Source organism: Catellatospora sp. TT07R-123, from assembly GCF_018327705.1.
Lineage (GTDB): Bacteria > Actinomycetota > Actinomycetes > Mycobacteriales > Micromonosporaceae > Catellatospora.
Genome location: NZ_BNEM01000001.1, coordinates 3,018,734 through 3,045,710 on the forward strand (window position 1 = coordinate 3,018,734; position 26,977 = coordinate 3,045,710).

The window sequence follows — 26,977 nt, forward strand, 5'->3', positions numbered from 1 at the left end:
CCTGCGTGAGAGCGCTCCCCGACATGGACAACGTTGTCATGATTCGCCCGTCTCCACCTGGGCGTAGCGGGTCAGGCCGGATACCCCGGTCACACGCTCAGGCCGCGCATTACCCCGGCCGAGCTCGTTGTTCGACAGGCCCTGAACGTCATCGACGTTGCCGCACGACGGCAGGCAGTATTCCGCCCGCCGATGAGTGGGTGGGCCGGGCGCGGCAGAATGCGAAATCGCGCATACTGATCGCCGGTGATCCGCTACCCGTAGAAACTGCCAGGTGACGCCGTAGTCCCTCATCATCGCGGCAGGCGCAAGGAGTATGAGAGAGGCAGGTGCCTGCGGCGGCACGCCGCTTGGCCGAATCGACATCAGTCATAGCCGACGCCGGAAAGATCCTCCGCCGCAGCTCGAACCCGCCCAGTGCTCGGCCGAGCTACATGTCGATGGACTACGCCGCCTCGTAGACCGGTGCAGCGGTGGCGCGGACGGACTTGAGGATGGTGATCAGCCGGTCCACGTCGACCGAAGGGAAGAGCGAGTCGGGTCCCTGTGGCGCGATCTCGGTGAACGGGGACTCGTAGAGCCTGCCCACCTCCATGACCCCGTTCTGGGTCAAGTGGCTGATCACCATGTTGATGAAGTGGATCTGGTTTGCGTTCAGCGTCCGCCCGACGAGGAACTCCCCGAAGGCCTCCGTCGCGGCTGCCCTGTCCAGCCCGACAAGTGACCTGATGAACAGGCCGAGGCCGTCCGCCGAGCGGCGCGCCTGATCGATGTCTTCGGCCGCGCCCACGCCGCTCTCAGCCAGCATCCGTTCCAGCTCGGCTAGGTCCGTGACGGAGAGCTGCTTGTTGCGGCGCAGCTTGTGTAACGCCAGGTGGTCCTCGTGATCGCGCAGGTAGACCCGGGCCTTGGCGCGGAACCGGTCGAAGTCGGTGCCGACCCTGACCCCTGTGAGGGTCACCTCGGTGAGCTCTCCGAGCTGGTCTTCAAAGTCGGTGTAAACGATGGTCCGCTTGGAGCGCTCGATCAGCTTGACCAGCGAGCGCATCCGGCGGCGCAGCAGTTCCAGCATCGGCAGGGTCACATCCTGCCACCACTCGTCGCCAGCCACCTCGTCCAGGAGCTGCTGCTGCTCGTGGATGGCCGGGATGCTGGTCTGCTCTAGCAGCGCCGACGCGATCTCCTGCACTTGCTTGCGCAGCCGCTCGTAGGCGGGCTCCACGTCGAGCTGTCCGAGTTGAAGCCGCAGCATGATCAGGTCGAAGCGCTTGGCGGCCTCGTCCTCGTCTCGGACCGCAGTCGGCAACCCAGCGAGCTTGCTGCCGATCTCGTCGATCGCTTCCGCGCTCAGCCGGTTCCAGTGAATGAAGTCGGCGTAGTACTCGACCGTGCGCCGCTGCGGGCGTACGACGAAGTTGTCCAGGTGGATGGCGGCGACCCGGCTGTGGAGCTGGTGGGCGATGTCCAAGCGCAGCCCGGCCTCGCTCTTGGTGCCGTCCGACTCCGGCTCCGCGCCCTCGGGAAGCCGTTGGTCGAGTCGGTAGATCAGTTCGAGTTGCGCTTTGAACAGGCGCTCGGTGAGCGACTCACTGAGAGAGCCTTCAACCATTTTGGGACTGTGGTTGAAGTACTCGAAGTTCTGGCAGAAGTCGAAGATGAAGAAGTCCTGCTTGTCCTGCCCCGGGGCATAGAGGTCCTTGCAGAGCCTGGTGCCTCGGCCGATCATCTGCCAGAACTTGGTCTTCGACCTCACGATCTTGAAGAAGACCAGGTTGACGACCTCTGGTACGTCGATGCCGGTGTCGAGCATGTCGACCGAGATGGCGATGTGCGGGGCCTTGTCCTTGACCGAGAAGTCGTCGATCAGGTTCTGCGCGTACTCAGTCTTGTGGGTGATGACCCGGGCAAGGTGGCCGGCGTGTTCGGGGTAGTTGGCGTCAAAGCGCTTCGCGATGAAGTCCGCATGGTCGTTGTTCTTGGCGAAGATAATCGTCTTGCCGATCCGGTCCCCGCTGGCAACGCGGTGACCGTGGGTCATCAGCGTCTCCAGTACCTTGTCGACGGTGTCGGCGTTGAAGAGCCACTTGTTGACCGCATCGCGGTCGACGTTGTCCGGCGGACCGTCGTCGCCCCAGTCGATAGAGTCCCAGTAGTCCTTCTCCTCCTCGGTCAGTTCGTCGTAGCGGATCCCGTCCCGCTGAAATTTGAGCGGCACCGATACGGCCCGGGGCGGGACGAGGAAGTCCTCCGCGACTGCCTCTTCGAGGTCGTAGTTGTCGGTAGGCACGCCGTCTTCCAGATTGAAGAGGCTGTAGGTGTTGCGGTCGATCTCGTTGCGTGGTGTGGCGGTGAGCCCGACGAGCAGGGCGTCAAAGTACGAGAAGATGGCGCGGTACTTCTGGTAGACCGACCGGTGAGCCTCGTCGATGATGATCAGATCGAAGTGGCCGGTCCCGAACCGCCGCACGCCGCTCGCGGTTTCGTTGATGAGACCCATCATCGTCGGGTACGTCGAAACGTAGACTCGCCCCTCGGTGTCCTTCTCGGTAACCAAATTGACCGTGGCGACTTCGGGGAGGTGGGCCTTGAAGGCGTTGACCGCCTGGTTGACCAGCGCTTTACGGTCGGCGAGGAAGAGCACCCGCTTGGCCCAATTGCCCCGCATCAGCAGGTCGACCAACGCGATAACGGTCCGAGTCTTGCCAGCGCCGGTCGCCATGACGACGAGCGCCTGACGTTGCCGGCGCACCTCGAACGCCTCACCGATGGCGCGGATGGCGCGCTGCTGGTAGTACCGCTCGACGATGCCGGTGTTGATCGGCACCTCCGCCAGCGGCCGGCGGGTGCTGCGCCGCTGGATAAGCAGCTGCAGCTCCGACTTGGTGTAAAAGCCCTGCACCTCACGCGGAGGATAGCCGGTGTCGTCCCAGAACCAGGTCTCGTAGCCGTTGGTGTAGAAGATGACAGGCCGCTGGCCGTACACCGTTTCGAGGCAGTCGGCGTAGAGCTTGGCCTGCTGCTGACCCACGGTCGCGTTCCGGCGGGTGCGCTTGGCCTCGACCACGGCCAGCGGCTTGCCGTCGTCACCCCAAAGGACATAGTCGACGTAGCCGACGCCCTGGTTGTTGGGCATCCCGGCTACCTGAAACTCCCGGTCGCGCGGCTGGTCAAGCGGCCAGCCGGCCTCGCCAAGCAGCAAGTCGATGAAGAGGTCCCGGGTCTGTGCCTCGCCGTAGTCGTGGTCGTCAGGCCGGGATTCGTTGGCGGCCTTGGCGGCGGCAATCTCGGCCCGCAGCTTCGCCAGTTCCGCATCGAGGCTGGCGTTCTTCTCCCGCTCGGCGGCGAGGGCAGCATCTTGGGCCGCGAGCTTCGCCGCCAGTTCCTTCAACTCGGCCTGGGTCTGCTGCCGGACGGAGGCGGGAACGGGTCGGGGGATCAGATTCGGGTCGAAGGCAATCGCGCTGCCCGGAACGGCCGCCGGGTCACGGGTGTAATGCCGAGCCACCCAGTAGAGGACGTGGAACAGCTCCCGGACCACCGGCAGCGCATCGGTGGACTTGATCGGCGTGGTCTTGTGAACTGCCGCGTTGCCCTGCTTGCGAATGATGTCCATCTTGGCCTGAAGGGTCGACCCGACCAGGCTACGCAGGGACGACTCGTAGATCATCCCCGAAAGGTCGCTCTTGTACGGCTGATTGAGGCTGCTGTCGGCCTGGTAAAGCCAGGTGAGGGTGAGTTCGAGGGTGCGCCGGGCATAGAAGCACGAAGCCCGCGGGTCGGCGACAGTATGGCTCTCGGCCCGCAGGGCTTCATTGAACAGCTCAGGCCACTCGGCCCGCAGGAACGCGAAGTTGCTCATCGAGCGCCAGCCCCCAAAGTTAACAGCGCTCGATCATCTCACGTCAGAGCAAACCCCGGAAGGCCCGATCCTGCAACGACGCGAACAATGCGTCCAAGTCGTCGAGGTGCCCTTGTTGCCTCGCCTTTAGTAGGCTCACGGCGGTCACGCGGCTAGCGAACTCCCCTTGTAGTTCGATGGGCGGTAGTAGTACTCGCGTCTCTGCGATTTGCTTTATGTTGAGCGTCGGTTGGCTAACTGTGCGAAGTTCGCTAGTGAAGTAGTCTTGTACCGCCGATGTTCTCAGATAAGCAGCAACGTACTTCCGTGTAGTCTCGTTCTCCACAGGTACCCGAGCGATCGCTCGCGCGATGTTGGAGCCGATATCTTCAGGACCAACTACGGCGACATTTCCGATAGAGCCAACGCAGCTAATTAGGATCTCGTTGCCTCGAAGTCGCGACCGACTGTACTGACTCTCGACAGAGTGGCTAATGCGTTTCAGCGATGAGCGGTTAACGCGCCCCCCCATGAGGTCGCCCACTCTTACGATCGGAACTCCAGCATCGTCTTGATCGCCTGGTTGAACCACGCCATAGTTGATGCGGTCAGACGGCGCCACCAGTGCCGAAAGTTCGCAAGATGTCCAAGTCCTCGGGTTCGTTCGTGGGTCTCCGAACATGCTGAGGAAGATGGACTGGGTAAGGTCGTCGATGTGGGCGAAGGCTTCCCGGCGCTTGGTACGCAGCGCATCCACCTGGTCCAGCACCTCCGCAATCCTCCGCTGCTCGGGCAACGGCGGGAGAGGCAATGGAAACTTCGCTAGTTCTGTAGGACTCAGCCGTGGAAGATTCGCCCCGGTTGCCCTCGATGCGGCCAGCGCGACTATGCGGGGATGAGCAAGAAAGTGGGCGAAATAATCGCGATCGAGTCGGCTACCCGGAGAGATAGGAAGAATATCTGTACTGCACACGCCGCTGAAATTGGGGCGAGCAATTTTGGCAAGATAAGGGCGGAGTTTTCCGAAAAGGACTTGCTCGTTGGTGAACCGGAACTTTGTGCTCATAAGGTCGGCATCGCCAACCGTCTTGACATTAACCAAAGCGCCGCCGCGCTTGATATTCTCAAGTCCCACGTAGGCGGTGACATCCCCTACGTCACTCGGCTCAACGGTTTTTCTCGCGATTGTGGCGACCTCACCAAGGGATACCACTTCCCAGCCGCTCATCCGAGCATCGCCTTGAGGTCGGACATGCCCTGCTGGATCTCGGACTCAAGGCGTTCCAGGTCCGCCAAAACTTCGAGCGGAGACCGATGCTCGACCTCTTCGTGGACGACCTTCTTGTAGCGGTTGAGGCTAAGGTCGTAGCCCTGCTCGACAATGTCGGCCCTCGGCACGCAGAAGCTCTGCTCGGTGCGCGCCCGCTTTAGCTCGTCGCTGTCACGCTGCGCCCAGCGGACCAGCGCATCGGGCAGGTTGTTCTTCGCGTGGTCCTCCTCGCCGAAGTCCACGGTGGGCACTGGGCCAAGCTTGCCATCGGGCAGTAGCGCGGTCCGCTTATCGTCCAGGCTCCAGCCGTCTGCGGTGACTTCGTAAAACCAGACGTGGTCGGTGCCGCCGCTGTTGGTCTTGGTGAAGAGTAGGATTGCCGTGGAGACACCGGAGTAGGGCTTAAAGGTGCCGCTGGGGAGCTTGATTACGCCGTCGAGCTTCTGGTCCTCGACCAATATACGACGCAACTCCCTATTTGCCGTGCTCGATCCGAAGAGCACACCCTCTGGCACGATTACCGCCGCCCGGCCGCCCGGCTTCAACAGCCGCAAAAACAACGCCAGGAACAGCAGTTCGGTCTTCTTGGTCTTGACGACCCGCTGGAGGTCCTTCGACGTGCTCTCGTAATCAAGGCTGCCAGCGAACGGCGGGTTGGCCAAGATGAGCGAGTATTTCTCCGCCTCGCTGCTCACGTTCTCGGCGAGCGAGTCGCGGTACCGAATGTCTGGGTTTTCCACGCCGTGTAGCAACATGTTCATGCTGCCGATTCGTAGCATCGTGCCGTCGAAGTCAAAGCCGTGGAACATGCTTTCGTGGAAGTGCTTCCGCTGCTCTGCGTCGACCAGGACGCTGCTGTGTGTGCGACGGACGTACTCTCCGGCCTCGACCAGGAAGCCCGCGGTGCCGCAGGCCGGGTCGCAGATCTCGTCGCGCGGGCCTGGGGCCATCATCTCGACCATCAGCTGGATGACGTGGCGCGAGGTGCGGAACTGGCCGTTGTGTCCGGCCGTGGCGATCTTACTGAGCATGTACTCGTACAGGTCACCTTTGGTGTCCCGGTCGTCCATTGGGACGCCGTCGAGCATGTCGACCACACGGGACAGCAACGCCGGGTTGGGGATGGTGAACCGGGCGTCCTTCATATGCTGCGAGTACGTCGACCCGTCGCCGCCGAGGGTCCGCAGCAACGGAAAGACCCGCTCGCCGATGATCTCGAACATCTCCCTCGGCGCGGCGCTTTTGAAGCGCGACCAGCGCAGGTCGTCGTACTTGCGTCCCTGGTCATCACTGCCCTCCGGGAAGATCCGGCGCTCCATCGGCATGCCCAGCCGGTTGGCCTTGTTCTCCTCAAGGGTATGCAAATCGTCCAGGCGCCGGATGAAGAGCAGGTATGTGATCTGCTCGATGACCTCAAGCGGGTTGGAGATGCCACCCGACCAGAAGGCGTCCCAGACTCGGTCGATCTTGCTCTTCAGTTCACCAGTGATCACGTAGCGTCTTCCCCACCTCAGTGCATGCTTGGACCCACACGTTACCGGGTCGCTCCCGTCACGGGATCGGCTGATGGTGCCCCTCGCAGGAGTTCTGTCCCGATGCCATAGGTTGTCTCACTTCTGCCTGTCAGACGATCTTCCGGCGAGTGCCGCGCCGACCTGCTCGACGGCACCATCGCCGAAGGACTGATCGACTTCTTCCGCAAACCGGACCCGATCATCGACGCAGTCACGGCCGAGCGGACGCTACGCGCCGACGGCACCGACCGGCACCAAGCCGAACTCGACACCATCACCGGACATATCCGCACCGCCGAAGCGGCCGTCGACCGCTACCTCACCGCGTTCGAGAACGGCACCCTCGACGAACGGACCTGCGGCCACCGCATCCAAGACCTGACCCTCAAGCTCGACCAGCTCCGAGCCCGCCACGACGAACTCCACCAGCTCCGCCACGCCCTGCCAGCAATGCCTAGCCCGAAGGCGATCGAGCGCTTACGTCAGGAACTCGCCGACGTGCTGCACCACGGCACCCCAGGTCAGCGCAAAGCCGTCATCGAAACCCACGTCGCCGAGATCAAGATCCAGGGCAGCACCCTCACCCCGGTCTACAAGATCCCACTCGAACAACTCGATCAAGACAACGATGGGCCGGTCGATTTCTCGACCGACCCATCGTTTCGCACAATGGTGCGGGTTGTGGGGCGGGCGGGACTCGAACCCGCGCGACCGAGGGATTATGAGTCATCTTGAACGCGACGACTACACCACCTAGCAGCCACTATGGTTTCGCATCGTGACACGTTGACCTCTGGGTTCCACTCCGACCACACCATTTCGCGTCACGTTTGGCGTCACGCTCGTTCGCCTGGCGACTGAGCCTTGACGCCACCAGGCCGTACTCACCGCCCAGGAGCGCCAGGCCGTTGCGTTCGCACTCGGGCAGCTCATCGCACCGGCTGACCAGCGCGCTTGTGCTGAAGTTTCCGAAGTGCGGTTCGCCTACCAGGCTACCGGGTTTGAGCGGCTGACAGCCCAAATGGCGCCAGGTGCATGACTCGGCGATTAGCCCGCTGGCGGGCACACAACGCCGCAACCCGGTCCGGCTCGAACCGGCCAATACCAACCTCGCAACGGCACCGGTGAACCGCTCGACGGCGACCGCGTCCGCTGCTCGAACATGTCACACAAGATCGCCTGAGGTTCCGGTGACCCGCATTTCCGCCGCTAATCAACGGTGGGGCGGGCGGGACTCGAACCCGCGACCGAGGGATTATGAGTCCCCTGCTCTAACCTGCTGAGCTACCGCCCCGAGCCGGCCACGGCCGGCGGGCACTAGCGTAACCGCTACGGCCCGCTGTCTTCATACCCGATCAACCTGCACCGCGCCAACGCCTTGCCGGTGCCCGCCGGGTGCCGCCGGGGACGCGATCGTTCGTGCAGTTTCGGGGAAACTGCACGAATTCGCCTCATGATTCCAGCACTTTCCCCGAAACTGCCCCAGCCGACGCGACGCGACGCGCGAGGGGACGGGGAGCGGGGCCGGGGGCGGGTGGGAACGAGTCGAGGCCCGGACCATACGGTCCGGGCCTCGACTGACTGGCTCCCCCACTTGGACTCGAACCAAGAACCTGCCGGTTAACAGCCGGCTGCTCTGCCAATTGAGCTACAGGGGAATGTGCCTGTCACGTCGCTTCGGATCTCTCCGCGGCGGCGTGCCTCGACAAGACTACAGGACACCACCCCGGGTATGGCAAACGGGTAACCCCGGCCCGTCCGGTGTCGCGGAACGCGCACACCAGGCAGGATGGGACACAATACGCGATCGAGGACAGGAGCCACGATGAGCAAGCTGTGGTGGTTCGCCGCCGGTGCGGCGGTCGGGTACGTGGTCGGCACTCGTGCCGGTCGCGAGAAGTACGACGAACTGGTCGTCACCGCCCGGAAGGTGATGGATCACCCGACGGTGCAGGAGGCGGCCGGGGTGGTCCAGGCGCAAGCCGCGCGCCTCTACGACGAGGGCCTGCGCAAACTCAACCAGCACGTCTAGCAGCCAAGTTGCCGGGCAGTCGGGCGTATGGCGGTGCCGGAAACGCCCGACTGCCCGGCAACTTGCGCGAAGTGGGTCAGGCGGCGGCGCGGCCGATGCCCGGCAGCGGCGGGTCAGCAGCTCCGTCGAGCCCGACCACGCCCAGCTCGTCGCGAGCGGCGTCGAGTTCGGCCACGTCGTCGACTTCGAGGTGATCGCAGTCGGCGTGCGGGCCGCCGAGCACGGCCGCGAGCATCGTGCGGGCCAGTTCGGCCTGCTCCGGGTCGTCGTGGCGGCCGAGCCGGACCTTGACGACGGAGAGCCGGGCGCGGCGCAGCCGGGTGACGGCCTGGGTGGCGCTCTCGGCGGAGAGCATGAGGTGGGCCGGGCTGAGGCAGGCGCCGATGCGGGACGGGTCGGCGCGGTCGAGCAGGGCGACGATGTCCTGGGAGCCGGAGACCAGGGTCTGCGGGGCGGCTTCGACGGCGACGCGGACGAGGCGGCCGGTGTGCCAGGCGACCTCGGTGAGCCCGGCGCTGAGGTCGCTGAGCAGCCGGGCGGCTATCTCGCGGTGGGTCTCGGCCTGGTCGGTGCCGAACCGGGGCAGCGTGGTGGAGACGGACCCGTGGTTGCTGTCCTCGGGCATGAGGTCGACCAGCACCCGGGCCAGGTCGAGGGTGTATAGCCACCAGCTGCGCCAGGTGCCGTCGGCCGGGGTGGCCTCGGCTCCGGCGTCGAGGGTAACGACTTCGAGGCTGCGGCTGGCCAGTTCGGTGCGCAGGCGGCGGCGCAGCCCGATGGACGAGGCGAGCGTGGTGGCGAGGATGGGGCCGAGCCGCAGGCTGATGCTGAGCACGTCGGCGAGCAGGCGTTGCCGCTGGGGCACGACGGCGGTGTCCAGGCGCCGCAGGAGGCCGCGCACGTCCTTGACGTTCTCGACGGAGACCACCGTGGCCACATGCACGGTCTGCCCGTCGGGGTGTCGTAGGCGCATCGGTCACCTCCGCACGGCCTCATGTTGCCGAGAAGGTACTCGCCTGATCCACATCAGACAAATAGAGGGTAGCTAATGAGGTGGTGAACTTGATCTCGCTCATCGTCTCATTCACGTCAAGAGGGCCGCCCCCGCGTGCGCGGGAGCGGCCCTTCACCGGTTCGGGGTCAGCGGCACAGCACCGAGGTCATCCGCCGTCCGGCGACCCAGAGTCCGATCGCGAACATCACCGCCAGGTACGCCACGTGGATCAGCATCGACCACGCGAAGGTGGCCGTCGTGATGCCCCGGACCAGCTCCACCGCGTGGTAGAGCGGGGTGAGGGCGATCAGCACCTCGACCGGCGGCGGGTAGTCCTGCACCGGCGAGAAGGTGCCCGAGAACAGGAACAGCGAGAACTGCCCCGCGTTGATCAGGTCGAAGTCCTGCCAGCCGCGTACGAACGTGCTGACGGCCATGCCGACCCCGCCGAAGGCCAGCCCGATCAGCATCGTGGCCGGGAACGCCAGCAGCGCCAGCGGCGCCGTGGTCAGCCCCATGACCACCATGAGGATCAGGAACGCCCCGGTGTAGACCGACCCGCGCACGATGGCCCAGATCAGCTCGCCGAGCGCGATCTCCATCGGGCGCAGCGGGGTGGCCAGCATGCCGTCGTACGTCTTGGCGTACTTGAACTTGAAGAAGAAGTTGAAGGTCGTCTCCGACATCGCGCCCGACATCGCCGCCACGGCCAGCATCGCCGGTGCGACGAAGGTGGCGTACGGGATGACGTCGCCGTTCTTGAGCGTCAGGTCGCCGACGAGCGCCCCGACGCCGATGCCGATCGACAGCAGGTAGAGCACCGGCTCGAAGAAGCCCGACGCCAGCACCACCCAGTAGGCGGGGCCGGAGCGCAGCGCCCCGACGTTGCGGTTGATGACCGAGAAGATCCGCGACGGCGAGACCAGCCCCTCGCGGGCGGCCCGGGTCACGGCGTACGTGGTGACCATGTGTTCCCCTCAGTCCTTCAGCCGGCGCCGGTAGGACGCGTACGCCAGCAGGCTGCCGCCGGCCGCCCACAGCAGCAGGTAGCCCAGGTGCGCCCAGATCGGCCAGGGCGGCGCGACGCCCAGCGTGGCCGACCGGCACAGCTCCACCGCGTGCCACAGCGGCGACGCGTACGCCAGCGCCCGCACCGCCTCGGGCAGCTGCGACACCGGGAAGAACACCCCGGCGAACAGCGTCGACGGGATCACCACGAACCGGAACAGCATCGCGAAGTAGCTGTCGTTCTCGATCCGGGCCGAGAACGCGATCGTCGGCGCGGCCACGGCCACCCCGAGCAGCGCGCACACCAGCGGCGTGACCACGACCCAGGCCGAGTGGATCGCCCCGAACGCCGCGCTGACGGCCAGGAACGCGATCGCGCCGAGCAGCACCCGGAACACGATGTAGAGCAGCCAGCCCGCGACCATGTCCGCGATGCGCACCGGCGTGGCCCGCATCGCGTGGTAGCCGCGCACCCACTTGAAGTCGCCCAGCACGGAGAAGGTCGACTCGCCGACCGCCTGCTGGAAGGCGGTCGAGGCCAGCACGCCCGGGACGATCCAGTCCAGGTAGCTCACCCCGCCGATGTCGTGGACGTACCCGCCGACGCCGATGCCGATGCTGATCACGAACAGGATCGGCAGCACGAACGACGAGAAGATCGAGGCCTGCCAGAGCCGCCGGTAGAGGGTCAGGTGCCGTTCCAGCACCGCGAACGTGCCGCCCATCAGTCGACCAGCGTCCGGCCGGTGAGGATCAGGAACACGTCTTCCAGCGTCGACCGGCGCACCAGCACGCTGGACGGGGTGAACCCGCGCCGGTGCACCTCGCTGACCGCGGCGTCGCCGTCGGTGCTGTAGAGCAGCAGCCGGTCGGGCAGCGGATCGAGCCGGTCGCCGATCCCGGCGAGCTTCTCGACGTATGACGCGGGGGTCTCGTCGCCGAAGCGCAGCTCGACGACCTCGCGGGTGGAGTGGGTCTCGATCAGGTGCCGGGGCGAGCCCTCGGCGACGATCTTCCCGCCGTCCATGACGACGAGCCGGTCGCACAGCTGCTCGGCCTCGTCCATGTAGTGCGTGGTCAGCACGAGGGTGACGCCGCGCTGCTTGAGCCGGAACAGCCGCTCCCACAGCAGGTGCCGCGCCTGCGGGTCCAGCCCGGTGGTGGGCTCGTCGAGCAGCACCAGGTCGGGCTCGTTGATCATCGCGCGGGCGATGGACAGGCGGCGCTTCATGCCGCCCGACAGCGGCTCGACGGTGCTGGCCGCCTTCTCCGTGAGCTGCACGAACTCCAGCAGTTCGGCGGCGCGGCGGCGGCCCTCCGTGCGCGGGATGCCGAAATAGCGCGCGTACGTCGTCAGGTTCTCGAAGACGGTGAGGTCCGGGTCGAGGTTGTCGGTCTGCGGGCACACGCCCAGGCGCGCCCGGACCTTCGAACCCTCCCCGACCGGGTCCATGCCGAGGATGCGCAGCTCACCGCCGGTCGGGTGCGAGACGCAGCCGATCATGCGCATGGTCGACGACTTGCCCGCCCCGTTGGGGCCGAGGAAGCCGAACGCCTCCCCCGGCGCCACCTCCAGGTCGATGCCGTCGACGGCGGTGAAGTCGCCGAAGCGTTTCACCAGGTTGCGGGCGTAGATCATGGGGGGCCTGCCGGCTTGCGTGGTCACGTCGGCGACCCTATCCGCACCCGCCGACAGAACCGCAACCGTTTTACCAGTTCATAGATCGTTCTGAGCGGCCGCGACCAGCTGGTCGGTGGCGGCGGCGACCGCCGGGCTGTCGGGGTCGGTGCCCTCGTCGTAGCGGACCGTCCAGGCCAGGCCGTCCATGCCGGGGACCCGCCGCGCGAAGACCCACAGGCCGCCGCCGGGCACCTCGTGGTGCACCGGATGGCGCACCGAGCTCGTCACCCGCAGGTGGACCTGGTGCGGCAGGTGGTCGGGGTCGGTCAGCGGCAGGCGTACGGGCGCGGCGTCGGCGACGACCTCGTACCCGGCGCGCTCGGCCGCCACCGCGGCCGTGGTGATCACCATTACGGTGCCGTCCCAGGCCGCCTTGTCGATGCGGTGCCAGCCGGTGCGCGCCCCGTCCCACCACAGGCCGAGGTTCGTGGCCACGACGACGCCGTCGCCGCACGGCGCCCAGGCCAGCACGCGCTCGCTGCGGTCGAACTGCGGCCGCAGCGCCGGGGGCAGCACCCGGCGGCCCTTGAACAGTTGAAACGCCATCACAGCCCTCCTGCGGCCTTCTCCTTCAGAGCCCGGGAATGCTGTTCCAGGGCGACGAGCTCGGTGAACCGGGCGCGGTAGGCCTCAGCCTCGGTCACCGGGTTGATCCGCTGCAACTTCGACTTGACCTCGCCGATGCGCTGGTTGAGCATCGCCAGCTGCAACCGGGCCAGCACCACGTGCAGGTACGCCGAGTCGGGCTCGCCGTCGTAGCGCACCGGCTCCACCGCCAGCTCCAGCACCAGCATCTGCGCGGCGAGATCGGCACAGGCATCGCGGACGGCGTTGACCCAGCCCGCCCCGGCCACGCCCACGCTGGCCCCGCCCGCCGCCGCGATCGCGGCCCGCACGGCCTGGTGCGGCGGGTGGGAGTAGAACGTCTCGTCCACGGCGTCGAAGACCGGACCGGCCAGCACCGGGCTCTGCACGGCGAGCTTGAGCGCCTCCCGCTCGACCACCAGCCGCGGGTTGTCCGGGGCGGTGGCGGCCGGGCGCTGGGCGGGCGCGGGGGTGTCGCTGCTCGCGTTGCGCACGGCCGTACGGACCTGGTCGACGTCGACGCCGATGTCCCCGGCGAGCTTCTGGGCATACCCGGTGAGCAGTGATCTGTCTTTGATCTTGGCGACCATCGGGGCGGTGGCCCGCAGCGCCCCGACCCGGCCCTCGACCGTGTCCAGGTCGAACCGGGCCAGCGTCGAGCGCAGCGCGAACGCGATCAGCGGCTCGCGCCGGGCGACCAGGTCGCGCACCGCCAGCTCACCCTTTGCCAGGCGCAGCTCGCACGGGTCCATGCCGTCCGGGCTGACCGCGATGAACGTCTGCCCGACGAACCGCTGGTCGTCGCCGAACGCCCGCAGCGCCGCCTTCTGCCCGGCGGCGTCGCCGTCGAAGGTGAAGATGATCTCCCCGGCGAAGGTGTCGGTGTCCAGCAGCAGCCGCCGCAGCACCCCGATGTGGTCGGAGCCGAACGAGGTGCCGCAGGTGGCCACGGCGGTGGTCACGCCCGCGAGGTGGCAGGCCATCACATCGGTGTACCCCTCGACGATCACCGCCCGGCCCTGCCGCGCGATCTCCCGCTTGGCCTGGTCGATGCCGTAGAGCACGTGCGACTTCTTGTACAGCGGCGTCTCGGGGGTGTTCAGGTATTTCGGGCCGTCGTCGTCGTCGAACAGCTTGCGCGCGCCGAACCCGATCACGTCGCCCGATACGTCCCGGATCGGCCACAGCAGCCGCCGCCGGAACCGGTCCACCATGCTGCCCGAGCGAGCCAGCCGGGCCAGCCCGGCCGTCTCCATCTCCGCATTGCTGAAACCACGCCCGCGCAGGTGCTTCGTGAGCAGGTCCCAGTCGGCCGGGGCGAACCCGCAGCCGTAGCGCTGCGCCGCGTCGCGGTCGAAGCCGCGCTGGGCCAAAAACTCCCGCGCCGCCCGCGCACCGGGGGTGAGCAGCTGTTCGGCGTAGAACTCGGCGGCGGCGGCGTGCGCGGCGACCAGGCGCTGGCGCTGCCCCTGCTGCGGGCGCGGCGCGGCCGGGCCGCCCTCGATCCGGCGCAGCTGGATGCCCGCGCGGTCGGCCAGCCGCTCGACCGCCTCGATGAAGGTCAGGTGATCGATCTTCTGGATGAAGTTGATCACGTCGCCGCCTTCGCCGCAGCCGTGGCAGAACCACACGTTGCGGCCCTGGGACACGGTGAACGACGGCGTCTTCTCGTCGTGGAACGGGCACAGGCCCTTCAGGTTGCCGCCCCCGGCGTTCTTGAGGGTGACCTGTTCACCGGCGACGTCCACGATCGAGCTGCGCTCGCGTACGAGCGCGATGTCCTCGTCGCGGATGCGTCCCCCAGCCATGCGCTACATCCTGCCAGCCCCCGCCGACGCCCCGCACGACCGATCCCGCCCAGACGTGGCCCATCCCACCTCAGCGCGTCAGGAACCGCCGCCGGCCAGGCGCGCGTGCCAGGACTGGGCGGCGGGGTCGGTGAGGGAGGCGACCTGGTCGATGATCACGCGCCAGCGGGCGGCGTCGTCGGGCGCCTCGTGCCACAGCGGCGCGAACACCGGGTCCAGCTCGTCCGGCGCCCGGTCCGCCAGCACCGCCACCAGCTCGGTCAGGATCTCCCGCTGCTCGGTGTACCAGGGCTCCATGCCCCGGCGGCGCATCACGTACCGCAGGGCCATGCCCTTGAGCAGGGCACATCTGATCCGGGCGGCGGTCGGCACGATCAGATCGGCGTCGTAGTGGCGCAACCGGCCGTCGCCGTACTCCTCCCGGGTGGCGTCGAGCGCGGCGGCGACGAATCGGCCGGTCAGCGCGCTGGTGCAGGCCTTGAGGGCGATCTGCGCCCGGTACGACCCGTCGTAGGCCGCCAGCGGCGCCACCGCCGGATCGGCCAGCAGCTCGACCAGTGCCTCGTTCAGGGTGGCGGTCGACTCCGACGAGTACACCTTCGCCACGTCGGCGCAGAGCGCGGCCCGCTCGTCGGCGTCGGTCAGCAGCGGTCCCAGCGCGATGAAGCCGGAGAAGAACCCGTCCTCGACGTCGTGCACCGAGTACGCCACGTCGTCGGACCAGTCCATGACCTGCGCCTCCAGGCAGCGCCGGTCAGGATCGGGGGCGCCCTGGCGCACCCAGTCGAAGACGGGGCGGTCGTCGGCGTACACCCCGAACTTGCGGGTGCCCGCCCGGCGCGGCCACGGATACTTGCAGGTCGCGTCCAGTGAGGCCCGGGTCAGGTTGAGCCCGGCACCCTCCACCTTGGCCTCCAGCCGCGACAGCACCCGCAGCGTCTGCGCGTTGCCCTCGAAGCCGCCCCACGGCCGGGCCACCTCGTCGAGGGCGTCCTCGCCGTTGTGGCCGAACGGCGGGTGCCCGAGGTCGTGGGCCAGCCCGGCGACGTCGACGACGTCGGGATCGCAGCCCAGGCGGGCACCCATCTCCCGGGCGATCTGCGCCACCTCGATCGAGTGCGTCAACCGGGTACGCAGGAAGTCGCCGCTGCCCGCGGTGTGCACCTGGGTCTTGGCCGCCAGGCGCCGGAACCCGGCCGAGTGCAGCACTCGGGCCCGGTCGCGCTCGTACGGGCTGCGCCCGGATCCGGTGTCCTTGCCGGGCTCGGGGGCGAACCGCTCGCTGGGATCAACCATCAACCCAGCGTACGCAGCCCCCGAGTCAGGTTCGCATAGGACGGATGAACCTCACCCGTCCACCGGACGACCGAGCCGGCAGGCTGCAGTTTCGGGGAAAGTGCTGGAATCTTGGGGCGGATTCGAGCAGTTTCCCCGAAACTGCACGAACGCCGCCCCCGCAAGCAGCGCGAGCAGCGCGGCGGCGAGGTTGGCATCGACATAGGTTGACTTATTTGTTGCGAGCGCGTTAAGTACATGTCCAAGAGAGCGCTCTCACACCCGGCTGACGCTCCCCCGAGGAGACCCCCTGATGAGTACGCGATTCTCCAGGCGCCGCCTGGCGGCCCTGTCGGCAGGCGCTGCCTGCCTGGTCGTCACGGCGCTCGGCGCGGCCAACGCGCTGCCCGCCCAGGCATCCCTGCCCGGCACCCCCTCCGGCTGGTCGCTGGTCTGGAGCGACGACTTCAACGGCGCCAACAACACGCTCCCCTCGTCCGGCAACTGGATCATCGACACCGGCACGCAGTACGCGGGCGGCCCCGCCAACTGGGGCACCGGCGAGGTGCAGACGTACACCAACAGCACGTCGAACCTGCGCCAGGACGGGGCGGGCAACCTGGTCATCACCCCGATCAAGAGCGGTTCGAGCTGGACCTCGGGCCGCATCGAGTCGGTGCGGTCGGACTTCAAGCCCGCCGCCGGGCGCATCCTGCGCATCGAGGGCCGCATCCAGATGCCGAACGTGACCGGCGCGAGCGCGGCCGGCTACTGGCCCGCGTTCTGGGCGCTGGGCGCCCCCTACCGGGGCAACTACTGGAACTGGCCGGGCATCGGCGAGTTCGACATCATGGAGAACGTCAACGGGATCAACGCGGTCTGGGGCGTGCTGCACTGCGGCGTGAACCCCGGCGGCCCGTGCAACGAGACCACCGGCATCGGCGCGAACCGCGCCTGCCCGGGCAGCAGCTGCCAGTCGGCGTTCCACACGTACCGGTTCGAGTGGGACCGGACCAATGAGAGCGCCCAGCAGCTGCGCTGGTACGTCGACGGGACGCTGTTCCACACCGTGAACCAGAGCCAGGTCGGGTCGTACTGGTCGACGATGACCTCGCACGCGGGCTACTTCATCCTGCTGAACGTGGCCATGGGCGGGGCGTTCCCCAACGCGCTGGCCGGGGGCGCGACGCCGACCGGCAGCACGGTGTCGGGGCAGCCGATGAAGGTGGACTACATCGCGGTGTACACCAGCGGCACCACAATCCCGCCGTCGCCGTCGGCGTCGTCGAGCCCGCCGCCGACCGGCAACCGCGACGCGTACGCCCAGATCCAGGCGGAGAGCCGCAACGCCCAGGCGGGCACCACCACCAGCGGCACCTACGTCACCTCGATCGGCAACGGCGACTGGCTCCAGTTCGACGGGGTGGACTTCGGGTCGACCCGCCCGCTCGACTTCGTCACCAGGGCGGCCTCCGGCGCGGCCGGGGGCGTCAGCGGCCTGGTCGAGGTGCGGATCGACAACCGGTCCAACGCCCCGATCGGCAGCTTCGCCATCGCCAACACCGGCGGCTGGACGACCTGGCAGAGCATCCCGGCGAACGTGGGCGCGGTGACCGGTACCCACACGGTCTTCCTGACCTTCACCAGCGGCCAGCCCGCCGACTACGTCAACATCGACTGGTTCCAGTTCCGGCACTGATCTCACACGGTGTGGAGGGGGCGGGCGCGGCCGCGAAGGCCGCGCCCGCCCCGCACCGCGTCCACCGCGGCCCCCGCGCGATGACCGGCCGACTTGCCCGGCAATCGGGCACGTCAGGGCCATGAATACGCCCGATTGCCCGGCAAGTCGGCCGGTGATGCGGCGGGGCGCGGCCGGTTATGCGGGGGGCAGGACGCGGAACTCGTTGCCCTCGGGGTCGGCCAGGACGGTCCAGGGGGTGTGGGCGGCGGCGGCCGACACGTGGCGGGCGCCCATGTCGACCAGGCGTTCGATGTCGGCGGCCAGGTCGTCGCAGGCCAGTTCGAGCTGGAGGCTGTTGCGCCCGGCGCGTGCGGGCGCCGCCCGCACGAACAGCATGCCGGGGTATGACCCCTCGTCGCGTGCGATGGCCACCACGTCGGGCCGCTCCTCCAGGATGCGGAAGTGGAGCACCTCCGCCCACCAGCGGGCCAGCCGCGCCGGGTCCCCGGCGTCCACTGCGGTGCCATGCCAGTGCAGCCCCATCGCCGCCTCCTGCCGGTGTGGACAGAGTGCGGCCAGCGTACGCCCCGAATGCCCGATCTGCTACAGGTGGCGCCGGCCGACGTGAAACTCCGTCACAGCGCCGCCCGCCCGGCCTCCAACCTGGCCACCGGCACCCGGAACGGCGAGCAGGACACGTAGTCCAACCCCACCTCGTGGAAGAAGCGCACCGAGTCCGGGTCGCCGCCGTGCTCGCCGCATACGCCGATCTTGAGGTCGGGGCGGGCCTGGCGGCCCTCGGCGACGGCGATGCGCACCAGCCGCCCGACGCCGTCGCGGTCGATGGTCTCGAACGGCGACACCCCGAACACGCCCAGCTCCAGGTAGCGGCCGAAGAACGAGCCCTCGACGTCGTCGCGGCTGAAGCCCCAGCCCATCTGGGTCAGGTCGTTGGTGCCGAACGAGAAGAAGTCGGCCGCCTCCGCGATCTGGCCGGCGGTCAGCGCCGCCCGGGGCACCTCGATCATCGTGCCTACGGGGATCCCGGCCAGGTCCTCCTCCTTGAGGATGCGCTCGGCGTCGAGGCGTACCGCCTCCAGTTCCTGGACCGCGCCGACCAGCGGGACCATGATCTCCGGGCGCGGGTCGCCGCCCTCGGCGCGGACCTGGACCGCCGCCTGCGCGATCGCCCGCACCTGCATCGCGAACAGCCCCGGGATGACCAGCCCGAGCCGTACGCCGCGCAGGCCCAGCATCGGGTTCTGCTCGTGCATCCGGTGCACCGCCGCGAGCAGCTTCTCCTGGTGCGGGTCAGGCTGCTCGGCGGTGGCGACGGCGACGGCCAGCTCCTCCAGCGGGGGCAGGAACTCGTGCAGCGGCGGATCGATCAGGCGGACGGTGACGGGCAGGCCGTCCATCGCCTTGAAGATCTCGACGAAGTCGTCGCGCTGCAACGGCAGCAGCGCCGCCAGCGCCTCCTCCTGCTCCTGCGCGCCCTCGGCCAGGATCAGCCGCTCGACCAGGGCGCGGCGCTCGCCGAGGAACATGTGCTCGGTGCGGCACAGGCCGATGCCCTGGGCGCCGAAGCGGCGGCCGCGGGCGGCGTCCTCGCCGGTGTCGGCATTGGCGCGTACGGCCAGCCGCCGCCGGGAGTCGGCGTGGGTGAGCAGCCGGTGCACGGCACCGACCAGCGGATCGCTGTCCGGGGCGAGGGCGCCGTCGAAGTAGCGGACCACCGGGCTGGGCTGCACCGGGACCTCGCCCAGGTAGACCGCGCCGGTGGTGCCGTCCACCGAGATCAGGTCGCCCTCGCGCACGGTGGTGCCGTTCACGGTGAACTGCCCGGCGGCGGTGTCGACGGTCAGCGCGTCGGCGCCGCAGACGCAGGTCTTGCCCATGCCGCGGGCGACCACGGCGGCGTGCGAGGTCTTGCCGCCCTTGCTGGTCAGGATGCCCTGTGCGGCGATCATGCCGGGCAGGTCGTCGGGGTTGGTCTCGCGGCGGACCAGGATGACCTTCTCCCCCTTGGCGGCGAGTTCGACGGCGCGGGCGGAGTCGAACACGGCGTGGCCGACAGCGGCGCCCGGCGAGGCGGCGACGCCCTTGGCGATCGGCTCGCCGATGGCGTCCGCGGCGAAGGTGGGGAACATCAGCTGCGCCAGCCGGGCGCCGCTCTGCCGCCGCAGCGCCTCGTCCAGGTCGATCAGCCCCTCGTCGACCAGTTGCGAGGCGATGGTGAACGCGGCCGCCGCCGTGCGCTTGCCGACCCGGGTCTGCAGCATCCACAGCTTGCCGCGCTCGATGGTGAACTCGATGTCGCACAGGTCGCGGTAGTGCTGCTCCAGCGTGTGCATGATGCCGGTGAGCTGGTCGAACGACGCCTTGTCGCGCTGCTCCAGCTCCTGGAGCGGCACCGTGTTGCGGATGCCCGCCACCACGTCCTCGCCCTGGGCGTCGGCCAGGTAGTCGCCGTAGACGCCGGTGGCGCCGGTGGCCGGGTCGCGGGTGAACGCCACGCCGGTGCCCGAGTCGGGGCCGAGGTTGCCGAAGACCATCGCCACGATGTTGACCGCGGTGCCCAGGTCGGCCGGGATGCGCTCCTGGCGGCGGTAGATCACCGCGCGCGGTGCGTTCCAGGAGTCGAAGACGGCGCGTACGGCCAGGTCCATCTGCTCGCGCGGGTCCTGCGGGAAGTCGCGGCCGGTGTGCTCGGCGAAGATCGCCTTGAACACGGCGACCAGCTCGCGCAGCTCGCCGGCGCTCAGCTCGACGTCGGCCCGGCCGCCCTTGAGCTTTTCGAGGGCGTGCTCGAACGCCTCGCCGGGCACGTCGCACACGGTCTTGCCGAACATCTGGATCAGGCGGCGGTAGGAGTCCCAGGCGAACCGCTCGTTGCCGCTGACCGCGGCCAGCCCGCCGACGCTGGCGTCGGTCAGGCCCACGTTGAGGACGGTCTCCATCATCCCGGGCATGGAGAACTTCGCGCCCGAGCGCACCGACACCAGCAGCGGGTCGTCGGCCTGCCCCAGGGTCCGGCCCATGGTCCGCTCCAGTGCGGCCAGCTGCGCGTCGACCTGCTCGGCGAGCTCGGCCGGCGGCTGCCCGGCGGTGAGGTACTCCCGGCAGGCCTCGGTGGTGATGGTGAACCCGGGCGGCACGGGCAGGCCGAGCCGCACCATCTCCGCCAGGTTCGCGCCCTTGCCGCCGAGCAGATCCTTGAGGTCCTTGTGACCCTCGGCGAAGTCGTACACGTACTTCGTCATCGAGATCCTCCAGCATCATGGGCGGCGCTGCCACCACGACCAGTCTTGCGCGGGACCTTAACGCCGGGTCAGGAAACGTAGGAGGAGCTCGTGACCAGAGGCACAGCAGGGACAGGTGCGCCGTTCATCCGGTTTTGCGGGAGCGTTCCCATGCGCACGACCGCGCACGGCGCGCGCCGCCCGCGCCCGCCCCGGACATTCACCGTCATGTGTGAACGGGGCAGCCACGGCGCACTACGGGTTGGTAGCGTCCGAGCATGCACCCGTTCGGTCCAGAAGCGACCCGCGAGCCCCATTCCGTCTACGCCCGGCTGCGCGAAGAGGCGCCCGTCCACGAGATCGCACTGACGGCCGACAGCACCGCGTGGTTCGTCACCCGGTATGACGACGCCCGCAAGGCGCTGTCCGACCCCCGCCTGACCAAAGACCTGGGCCCGATGCGGCTCGGCGGCGCACCGGCCTTCCCCGACGAGATCCACAACGCGGTCAGCAAGCACATGCTGTCGATGGACCCGCCGGACCACACCCGGCTGCGGCGCCTGGTCTCGTCGGTGTTCACGCCCCGGCGGGTGGCCGACCTGCGCCCGGCCGTGCAGCGCATCTCCGACGAGCTGCTGGCCGGCCTCGACGGCGCCGACGAGGCAGACCTGCTCGACGCGTACGCCTTCCCGCTGCCGCTACAGGTCATCTGCGAGCTGCTGGGCGTGCCGATGGCCGACCGGGAGAGCTTCCGGAACTGGTCGAACACGATCGTCGCGGGCGCCTACGCACCGCCGGAGGAGACCGGCAAGGCGATCATGGCGATGGTCGGCTACGTCCGCGAGCTGATCGCGGCCAGGCGCGCCGAGCCCGACGACGCGCTGATGTCGGCGCTGATCTCGGCGACCGACGACGGCGACCGGCTGACCGAGGACGAGCTGACCTCGATGGTGTTCCTCCTGCTCATCGCCGGGCACGAGACCACCGTCAACCTGATCGGCAACGGCATGCACCTGCTGCTGGGGCACCCGGAGCAGGCTGACCGGCTGCGCGCCGACCCGTCGCTGCTGCCCGCGGCGATCGAGGAGTTCCTGCGGATCGAGAGCCCGGTCAAGACGGCGACGGTGCGGCTGACCAAGGAGCCGGTCGACTTCGACGGGGTGGTCGTCCCGGCCGGGGCGGTCGTCATGGTCAGCCTGCTGTCGGCCAACCACGACCCGGACGCCTTCGGCGACCCGGACCGGTTCGACCCGGCCCGCACCGACAACCAGCACCTGGCCTTCGGGCACGGGCTGCACTACTGCCTGGGTGCGCCGCTGGCCCGGCTGGAGGCGCAGATCGCCATCAACGACCTGCTCACCCGGTTCCCGAAGATGCGCGCGACGCGCCCGCTGGACGAGCTGGGCTGGAAGGGCGGGGTGCTGCTGCGGGCCCTGGAAGGGTTGCCGGTAGTTCTACGCTGAGTTACGTTGACTGTTCGCTGAGCTACTCGATCGGGGCGCCACGGGGGCCTTCGGAGCCCCGATCGAGAGCCGGCCGCTTATCCGGACGGGATCACCGCCGGCTCAAAATGCCACCAAAACGGGCTTGGTGTGAGTCAGATCACATGGTGTCAAGCCCGCCCTTACTGGACGCAACAGGACCAGAAGGGGAGGAACTCTCGCCTACCAGGGCAAGGGATTCCCCCTAGGGCTGGTGAGTCGGCTCACTGACCAGGCACGATGGCCTTCCTCGTTGGCAAAGACGACAACGAAAGGCCCCCACCCCCGTGAAGTACTTTCGACGTGCCAAGCACAACGCCCCCGGACTGTCCGACAGGAGCCGCGCGCAGGTCGCCGGCCTGACCGACCGCCTCCGTGGTGGCCTCGCCCGTCACTCACGTACGGCCCTGGTCGCCGTCACCACCTCGGCCCTGGCCGGGGCCGGTGCCTTCGCACTGCTCCACCAGGCCGCCCCCGGCGAGGCCCAGCCGGCCGCCGTCGACGCGGCACCGAGCGTCGCCATCACCCCCAAGGCGGTCACCGGCTTCCTGGCCGACGCGCTCGCCGAGCGCCAGGCCATCGCCGCCGACAGCGCGAGCCGCGCCGACCGCCCGGCCGCCAGCCCGTCGCCGTCGGCGTCCCCCTCCCCGTCGGCCTCGCCGTCGCCGTCGGCCTCGCCCACCCCCGCGAAGCCGAAGCCGACGCCGACCAAGCCGGTCGCCAAGCCCAAGCCGAAGCCGACGGTCGTCAAGAAGCCGACGCCGGCGCCCGCCCCGAAGCCCGCGGCCAAGCCCGCCGCGGCCCCGAAGCCCAAGCCGAAGCCGCTGTGGACCATCCCGCTGCCCGGCGCCCAGGTCACCTCCTGCTTCGGCGCGCGCTGGGGCACCGTGCACAAGGGCATCGACTTCGCGATGCCCCCGGGCACCCCGATCCACGCGGTCGGCGCCGGCACCGTGGTCAGCGCCGGCTGGGCGTACAGCGGTTACGGCATCTCGGTCGTGGTCGACCACCACAACGGCTACCTGAGCCACTACGCCCACATGTCCCAGGACATGGTGTCGGTCGGCCAGGAGGTCAAGCCCGGCGACGTGCTGGGCCTGGAGGGCACGACCGGCGACTCGACCGGCCCGCACCTGCACTTCGAGATCCACGAGGGCAGCATGTGGAACCAGATCAACCCCGCCCCCTGGCTGCGCGACCACGGCATCGCGATCAGCGGCTGCTAGACCTCAACACCCACCCCCCGAAGTTCGGCCCGGATCGCCCCCCAGCGGTCCGGGCCGAACTGTATGGGATTTCGCGAACCTACTTGCACTGAATGTGTGAGTAATACGATCTGTCGTATTCCGTGAAGGAGGTTCGCATGAGGAAGCGCGACTTGCTCGCCGTGGCCACGGCGTCATTCCTGGCCCTGACCGTCGCCGGGTGCGAGAGCGGCTCGAACACCGGCGGCGGCTCCGGCGGCGGGAAGATCGCCCTCCTGCTGCCCGAATCGCAGACCACCCGGTACGAGCAGCACGACCGGCCGCTGTTCGAGGCCAAGGTCAAGGAGCTGTGCCCCGACTGCGAGGTCATCTACAGCAACGCCCAGCAGGACCAGAGCCGCCAGCAGCAGCAGGCCGAGGCGGCGCTCAACAACGGCGCCAAGGTGCTGGTGCTCGACCCCGTCGACGGCGCGGCCGCGGGCACCATCGCCTCGCTGGCCAAGTCCAAGGGCGTCCCGGTGATCTCGTACGACCGCCTGATCCAGAACGCGCCGATCGACTACTACATCTCGTTCGACAACGAGCGCGTCGGCCAGCTCCAGGGCGAGGCCCTGGTCAACCGGCTCAAGGAGCTGGGCAAGACCTCCGGCGACATCGTCATGATCAACGGATCGCCGACGGACAACAACGCCAAGCAGTTCAACAAGGGCGCGCACAGCGCGCTCGACAACTCCGGCTTCAAGACCGTGCCCACCCCGGACTACTTCACGCCCGAGTGGAAGCCCGAGAACGCGCAGAAGTTCATGGAGGGCCAGATCGCCCAGCTCGGCAAGGACGGCTTCGCCGGGGTGTACGCCGCCAACGACGGCACCGCCGGTGGCGCCATCGCCGCCATGCGCGCCGCGGGCATCAACCCCGTCCCGCCGACCACCGGCCAGGACGCCGAGCTCGCCGCCATCCAGCGCATCGTCTCCGGCGACCAGTACATGACCGTCTACAAGGCGTTCAAGCCCGAGGCCGACCAGGCCGCGACGCTGGCCGTGGACCTGGTCAAGGGCAACAAGCCGACCGCCGGCAAGACGGTCGACAACGGCTCCGGCGCGATCCCCTCGTTCCTGCTCGAACCGGTGGTCGTCAACAAGGACAACATCAAGGACACCGTGGTCAAGGACAACCTCTACACCGTGCAGCAGATCTGCACCGGGGCGTACGCCGCCGCGTGCCAGGCGGCCGGGCTGTCCTGACCCGCCGACGCGCGGAGGGGGGTTGCGATGAGCACCACGTCCAGCAGGCCGATCCTGTCGCTGCGGGGCATCGACAAGCGGTTCGGGGCGGTGCAGGCACTGACCAGCGTCGACCTCGACGTCCACGCCGGGGAGGTCGTCGCCCTGGTCGGCGACAACGGCGCGGGCAAGTCGACCCTGGTCAAGGTGATCTGCGGGGTGGGCCCGCCCGACGGGGGCACCATCACCTTCAACGGCACCGACGTGCGCGTCGACACCCCGCACGCCGCGCAGGAACTCGGCATCGCCACCGTCTTCCAGGACCTGGCACTGTGCGACAACCTCGACGTCGTCGGCAACCTGTTCCTCGGACGCGAGCTGATGCGCGGGGCGAGCCTCGACGAGGTGGAGATGGAGCGGCGCAGCGGCAAGCTGCTGCGCGACCTGTCCGCGCGGATTCCGAGCGTACGGCTGCCCGTCGCCGCCCTGTCCGGCGGTCAGCGGCAGACCGTGGCCATCTCCCGGTCGCTGCTGGGCGACCCCAAGGTGGTGCTGCTCGACGAGCCCACCGCGGCCCTGGGCGTGGCGCAGACCGCGCAGGTGCTCAACCTCGTCGAGCGGCTGCGCGACCGGGGCCTGGGCGTGGTGCTGATCAGCCACAACATGGTCGACGTACGGGCCGTCGCCGACCGGGTGGCGGTGCTGCGGCTCGGGCGCAACAACGGCGAGTTCCGCACCGCCGACGTCACCAACGAGCAGATCATCGCCGCGATCACCGGCGCCACCCAGAACGTGGTGACCGAGCGGATGGAACGGCTGCGCGAGGCGGAGCACGGCCGGACGGCGGAGCGCGGCGACGCGGAAGGCGGTGCGTCATGACCGATCCGGTCACCGATCCCGGCCCCGGACCGGCGGTCGCGCCGCCGACCCCGGCGACCGAGCTGTCCTCCCCGAAGGAGGCCGTCGGCGGCTGGTTGCAGACCCTGCGTACCGGCGACATCGGGTCGCTGCCGGTGATCATCGGCCTGATCCTGATCGTCATCGTGTTCCAGAGCCTGAACTCGACCTTCCTCAACGCGTTCAACCTGGTCAACCTGTGCCTCCAGATCGCCGCACTGGGCATCATGGCCACCGGCATCACCCTGGTGCTCATGCTCGGCGAGATCGACCTGTCCATCGGCTCGGTCAGCGGCGTGGCGGCGGCGGTGCTGCTGGTCACGCACGTACGCGACGGCATGGGGCCCTGGGTGGCCGTGCTGCTGGCGGTCCTGGCCGGCGCGGTGATCGGCCTCATCCAGGGCTCGATCTTCGCCAAGGTCGGCGTGCCGTCGTTCATCGTCACCCTGGCCGGCCTGCTCACCTGGCAGGGCGTGCAGCTGCGCATCCTCGGCGAGCAGGGCACCATCAACCTGCCGCCGGTCGGCACGCTGGTGAAGCTGGCGCAGTTCTCGTTCGTGCCCCGCTGGCTGGCCATCGCGCTGGCCGCCCTGATTCCCCTGCTCTACCTGCTGTTCAACCTGATGACCCGCCGCCGGCGCGTCTCGGCCGAGCTCCCGGTCATGCCGCTGTGGCTGCCCATCACCGTCGCGGTGATCCTCTTCGTCCTGCTCCAGGTGGTCGTGGCCAAGCTGTACCTGGACCGGGGCGTGCCGTGGACCTTCGTGTTCATGGTCGTGGTCGTCGTCTTCTTCGACTGGCTGCTGCGGCGTACGGCGTACGGCCGCAAGATCTTCGCGGTGGGCGGCAACATCGAGGCCGCCCGGCGGGCGGGCATCAACGTCAACGTGATCCGGATCTCGGTGTTCACGCTGTGCAGCACCCTGGCCGCGGTCAGCGGCGTGGTCGCCGCGATGCGGCTCGGCTTCGCCAACCAGCAGTCCGGCAGCGGCGAGACCTTGATCAACGCGATCGCGGCGGCGGTCATCGGCGGCACCAGCCTGTTCGGCGGCCGCACCCGCCGGTACGCCCCGCTGCTGGGCGCCCTGGTCATCGGCGCGATCGCCAACGGCCTGGAGCTGCTGAGCCTGTCCTCGGACGTACGCCTCATCGTCACCGGCACCGTCCTACTGGCCGCCGTCGTCATCGACGCGGTCGTCCAGCGCTCCCGCACCTCCCACGGCCGCTGACCCCCGCGCGGCGG

General features: G+C 68.6%; 20 protein-coding genes, 2 tRNA genes and 1 pseudogene. 8 read left to right on the plus strand and 15 right to left on the minus strand.

Annotated features, from left to right (window positions below):
• Positions 1 to 445 precede the first annotated feature (445 nt).
• The 4 genes from Cs7R123_RS12845 to Cs7R123_RS40145 all read right to left on the minus strand — a co-directional run bounded on the left by Cs7R123_RS12845 (position 446) and on the right by Cs7R123_RS40145 (position 7,060).
• Complete coding sequence (locus Cs7R123_RS12845) at positions 446 to 3,859, minus strand: DEAD/DEAH box helicase family protein (RefSeq protein ID WP_212826365.1); 3,414 nt, start codon at positions 3,857 to 3,859, stop codon at positions 446 to 448.
• Positions 3,860 to 3,902: 43 nt separating this feature from the next.
• Positions 3,903 to 5,066 (minus strand): restriction endonuclease subunit S, encoded by a 1,164-nt coding sequence (locus Cs7R123_RS12850; protein ID WP_212826367.1) that lies wholly within the window; start codon positions 5,064 to 5,066, stop codon positions 3,903 to 3,905.
• Positions 5,063 to 6,601, minus strand: coding sequence for a class I SAM-dependent DNA methyltransferase (locus tag Cs7R123_RS12855; RefSeq protein WP_212826369.1), 1,539 nt, complete (start codon positions 6,599 to 6,601; stop codon positions 5,063 to 5,065). The genes Cs7R123_RS12850 and Cs7R123_RS12855 overlap by 4 nt, the downstream gene beginning before the upstream one ends.
• Before the next feature lie 249 nt (positions 6,602 to 6,850).
• Positions 6,851 to 7,060, minus strand: a complete 210-nt coding sequence (locus Cs7R123_RS40145; RefSeq protein WP_244871790.1) for a hypothetical protein — start codon at positions 7,058 to 7,060, stop codon at positions 6,851 to 6,853.
• A gap of 12 nt (positions 7,061 to 7,072) precedes the next feature.
• Between Cs7R123_RS40145 and Cs7R123_RS40150 the strand changes: the two genes are divergently transcribed.
• Positions 7,073 to 7,357, plus strand: a complete 285-nt coding sequence (locus Cs7R123_RS40150; RefSeq protein WP_244871791.1) for a hypothetical protein — start codon at positions 7,073 to 7,075, stop codon at positions 7,355 to 7,357.
• Between the two features lie 485 nt (positions 7,358 to 7,842).
• Here the strand turns inward: Cs7R123_RS40150 and Cs7R123_RS12865 are convergent.
• Both Cs7R123_RS12865 and Cs7R123_RS12870 read right to left on the minus strand, forming a co-directional pair.
• Positions 7,843 to 7,916, minus strand: a tRNA-Ile gene (locus tag Cs7R123_RS12865).
• 288 nt (positions 7,917 to 8,204) lie between these two features.
• Positions 8,205 to 8,280, minus strand: a tRNA-Asn gene (locus Cs7R123_RS12870).
• A 167-nt stretch (positions 8,281 to 8,447) separates the two neighbouring features.
• Between Cs7R123_RS12870 and Cs7R123_RS41085 the strand changes: the two are divergent.
• Positions 8,448 to 8,848 (plus strand): annotated as a pseudogene (locus Cs7R123_RS41085) (hypothetical protein).
• On the opposite strand, the gene Cs7R123_RS12880 reads toward Cs7R123_RS41085, so the two are convergent.
• From Cs7R123_RS12880 to Cs7R123_RS12910, 7 genes are all read right to left on the minus strand, one after another.
• A complete protein-coding gene (locus tag Cs7R123_RS12880; protein WP_212826373.1) occupies positions 8,731 to 9,627 on the minus strand; it encodes a hypothetical protein in 897 nt (298 codons plus the stop codon). The pseudogene Cs7R123_RS41085 and the gene Cs7R123_RS12880 overlap by 118 nt on opposite strands.
• 167 nt (positions 9,628 to 9,794) lie before the next feature.
• A complete protein-coding gene (locus Cs7R123_RS12885; RefSeq protein WP_212826375.1) occupies positions 9,795 to 10,616 on the minus strand; it encodes an ABC transporter permease in 822 nt (273 codons plus the stop codon).
• A 9-nt stretch (positions 10,617 to 10,625) separates the two neighbouring features.
• Positions 10,626 to 11,381: an ABC transporter permease gene (locus tag Cs7R123_RS12890; protein ID WP_212826377.1), complete on the minus strand. Its 756-nt coding sequence runs from the start codon at positions 11,379 to 11,381 to the stop codon at positions 10,626 to 10,628.
• The gene (locus Cs7R123_RS12895; protein WP_212829124.1) at positions 11,381 to 12,295 is read right to left on the minus strand and encodes an ABC transporter ATP-binding protein; all 915 of its coding nucleotides are present in this window, start codon (positions 12,293 to 12,295) and stop codon (positions 11,381 to 11,383) included. The genes Cs7R123_RS12890 and Cs7R123_RS12895 overlap by 1 nt, the downstream gene beginning before the upstream one ends.
• A 78-nt stretch (positions 12,296 to 12,373) precedes the next feature.
• Entirely contained in the window at positions 12,374 to 12,883 is a 510-nt protein-coding gene (locus tag Cs7R123_RS12900) for a hypothetical protein (RefSeq protein WP_212826379.1), read from the minus strand.
• Positions 12,883 to 14,730 (minus strand): DNA primase, encoded by a 1,848-nt coding sequence (gene dnaG / locus Cs7R123_RS12905; RefSeq protein ID WP_212826382.1) that lies wholly within the window; start codon positions 14,728 to 14,730, stop codon positions 12,883 to 12,885. The genes Cs7R123_RS12900 and dnaG overlap by 1 nt, the downstream gene beginning before the upstream one ends.
• Before the next feature lie 78 nt (positions 14,731 to 14,808).
• Positions 14,809 to 16,026: a deoxyguanosinetriphosphate triphosphohydrolase gene (locus tag Cs7R123_RS12910; RefSeq protein WP_212826384.1), complete on the minus strand. Its 1,218-nt coding sequence runs from the start codon at positions 16,024 to 16,026 to the stop codon at positions 14,809 to 14,811.
• 292 nt (positions 16,027 to 16,318) lie between these two features.
• Between Cs7R123_RS12910 and Cs7R123_RS12915 the strand changes: the two genes are divergently transcribed.
• Complete coding sequence (locus tag Cs7R123_RS12915) at positions 16,319 to 17,704, plus strand: carbohydrate-binding protein (protein WP_212826386.1); 1,386 nt, start codon at positions 16,319 to 16,321, stop codon at positions 17,702 to 17,704.
• 177 nt (positions 17,705 to 17,881) lie between these two features.
• Here Cs7R123_RS12915 and Cs7R123_RS12920 read toward each other — a convergent pair whose 3' ends face one another.
• Together Cs7R123_RS12920 and ppdK are read right to left on the minus strand one after the other, a co-directional pair.
• Entirely contained in the window at positions 17,882 to 18,229 is a 348-nt protein-coding gene (locus Cs7R123_RS12920; RefSeq protein WP_212826388.1) for a VOC family protein, read from the minus strand.
• A gap of 92 nt (positions 18,230 to 18,321) precedes the next feature.
• Positions 18,322 to 20,949: a pyruvate, phosphate dikinase gene (gene ppdK / locus Cs7R123_RS12925; RefSeq protein ID WP_212826389.1), complete on the minus strand. Its 2,628-nt coding sequence runs from the start codon at positions 20,947 to 20,949 to the stop codon at positions 18,322 to 18,324.
• Between the two features lie 257 nt (positions 20,950 to 21,206).
• Between ppdK and Cs7R123_RS12930 the strand changes: the two genes are divergently transcribed.
• The 5 genes from Cs7R123_RS12930 to Cs7R123_RS12950 all read left to right on the plus strand — a co-directional run bounded on the left by Cs7R123_RS12930 (position 21,207) and on the right by Cs7R123_RS12950 (position 26,963).
• The gene (locus Cs7R123_RS12930; protein ID WP_212826391.1) at positions 21,207 to 22,391 is read left to right on the plus strand and encodes a cytochrome P450; all 1,185 of its coding nucleotides are present in this window, start codon (positions 21,207 to 21,209) and stop codon (positions 22,389 to 22,391) included.
• Positions 22,392 to 22,696: 305 nt separating this feature from the next.
• The gene (locus Cs7R123_RS12935) at positions 22,697 to 23,635 is read left to right on the plus strand and encodes a M23 family metallopeptidase (protein WP_244871792.1); all 939 of its coding nucleotides are present in this window, start codon (positions 22,697 to 22,699) and stop codon (positions 23,633 to 23,635) included.
• Between the two features lie 137 nt (positions 23,636 to 23,772).
• Positions 23,773 to 24,858 carry a sugar ABC transporter substrate-binding protein gene (locus Cs7R123_RS12940; protein WP_212826393.1) on the plus strand — a complete coding sequence of 362 codons (1,086 nt, stop codon included), beginning with the start codon at positions 23,773 to 23,775 and terminating at the stop codon, positions 24,856 to 24,858.
• Positions 24,859 to 24,885: 27 nt separating this feature from the next.
• Positions 24,886 to 25,716, plus strand: coding sequence for an ATP-binding cassette domain-containing protein (locus Cs7R123_RS12945; RefSeq protein WP_212826395.1), 831 nt, complete (start codon positions 24,886 to 24,888; stop codon positions 25,714 to 25,716).
• Positions 25,713 to 26,963, plus strand: a complete 1,251-nt coding sequence (locus Cs7R123_RS12950; protein WP_212826397.1) for a sugar ABC transporter permease — start codon at positions 25,713 to 25,715, stop codon at positions 26,961 to 26,963. The genes Cs7R123_RS12945 and Cs7R123_RS12950 overlap by 4 nt, the downstream gene beginning before the upstream one ends.
• The last annotated feature ends 14 nt before the right edge of the window (positions 26,964 to 26,977 follow it).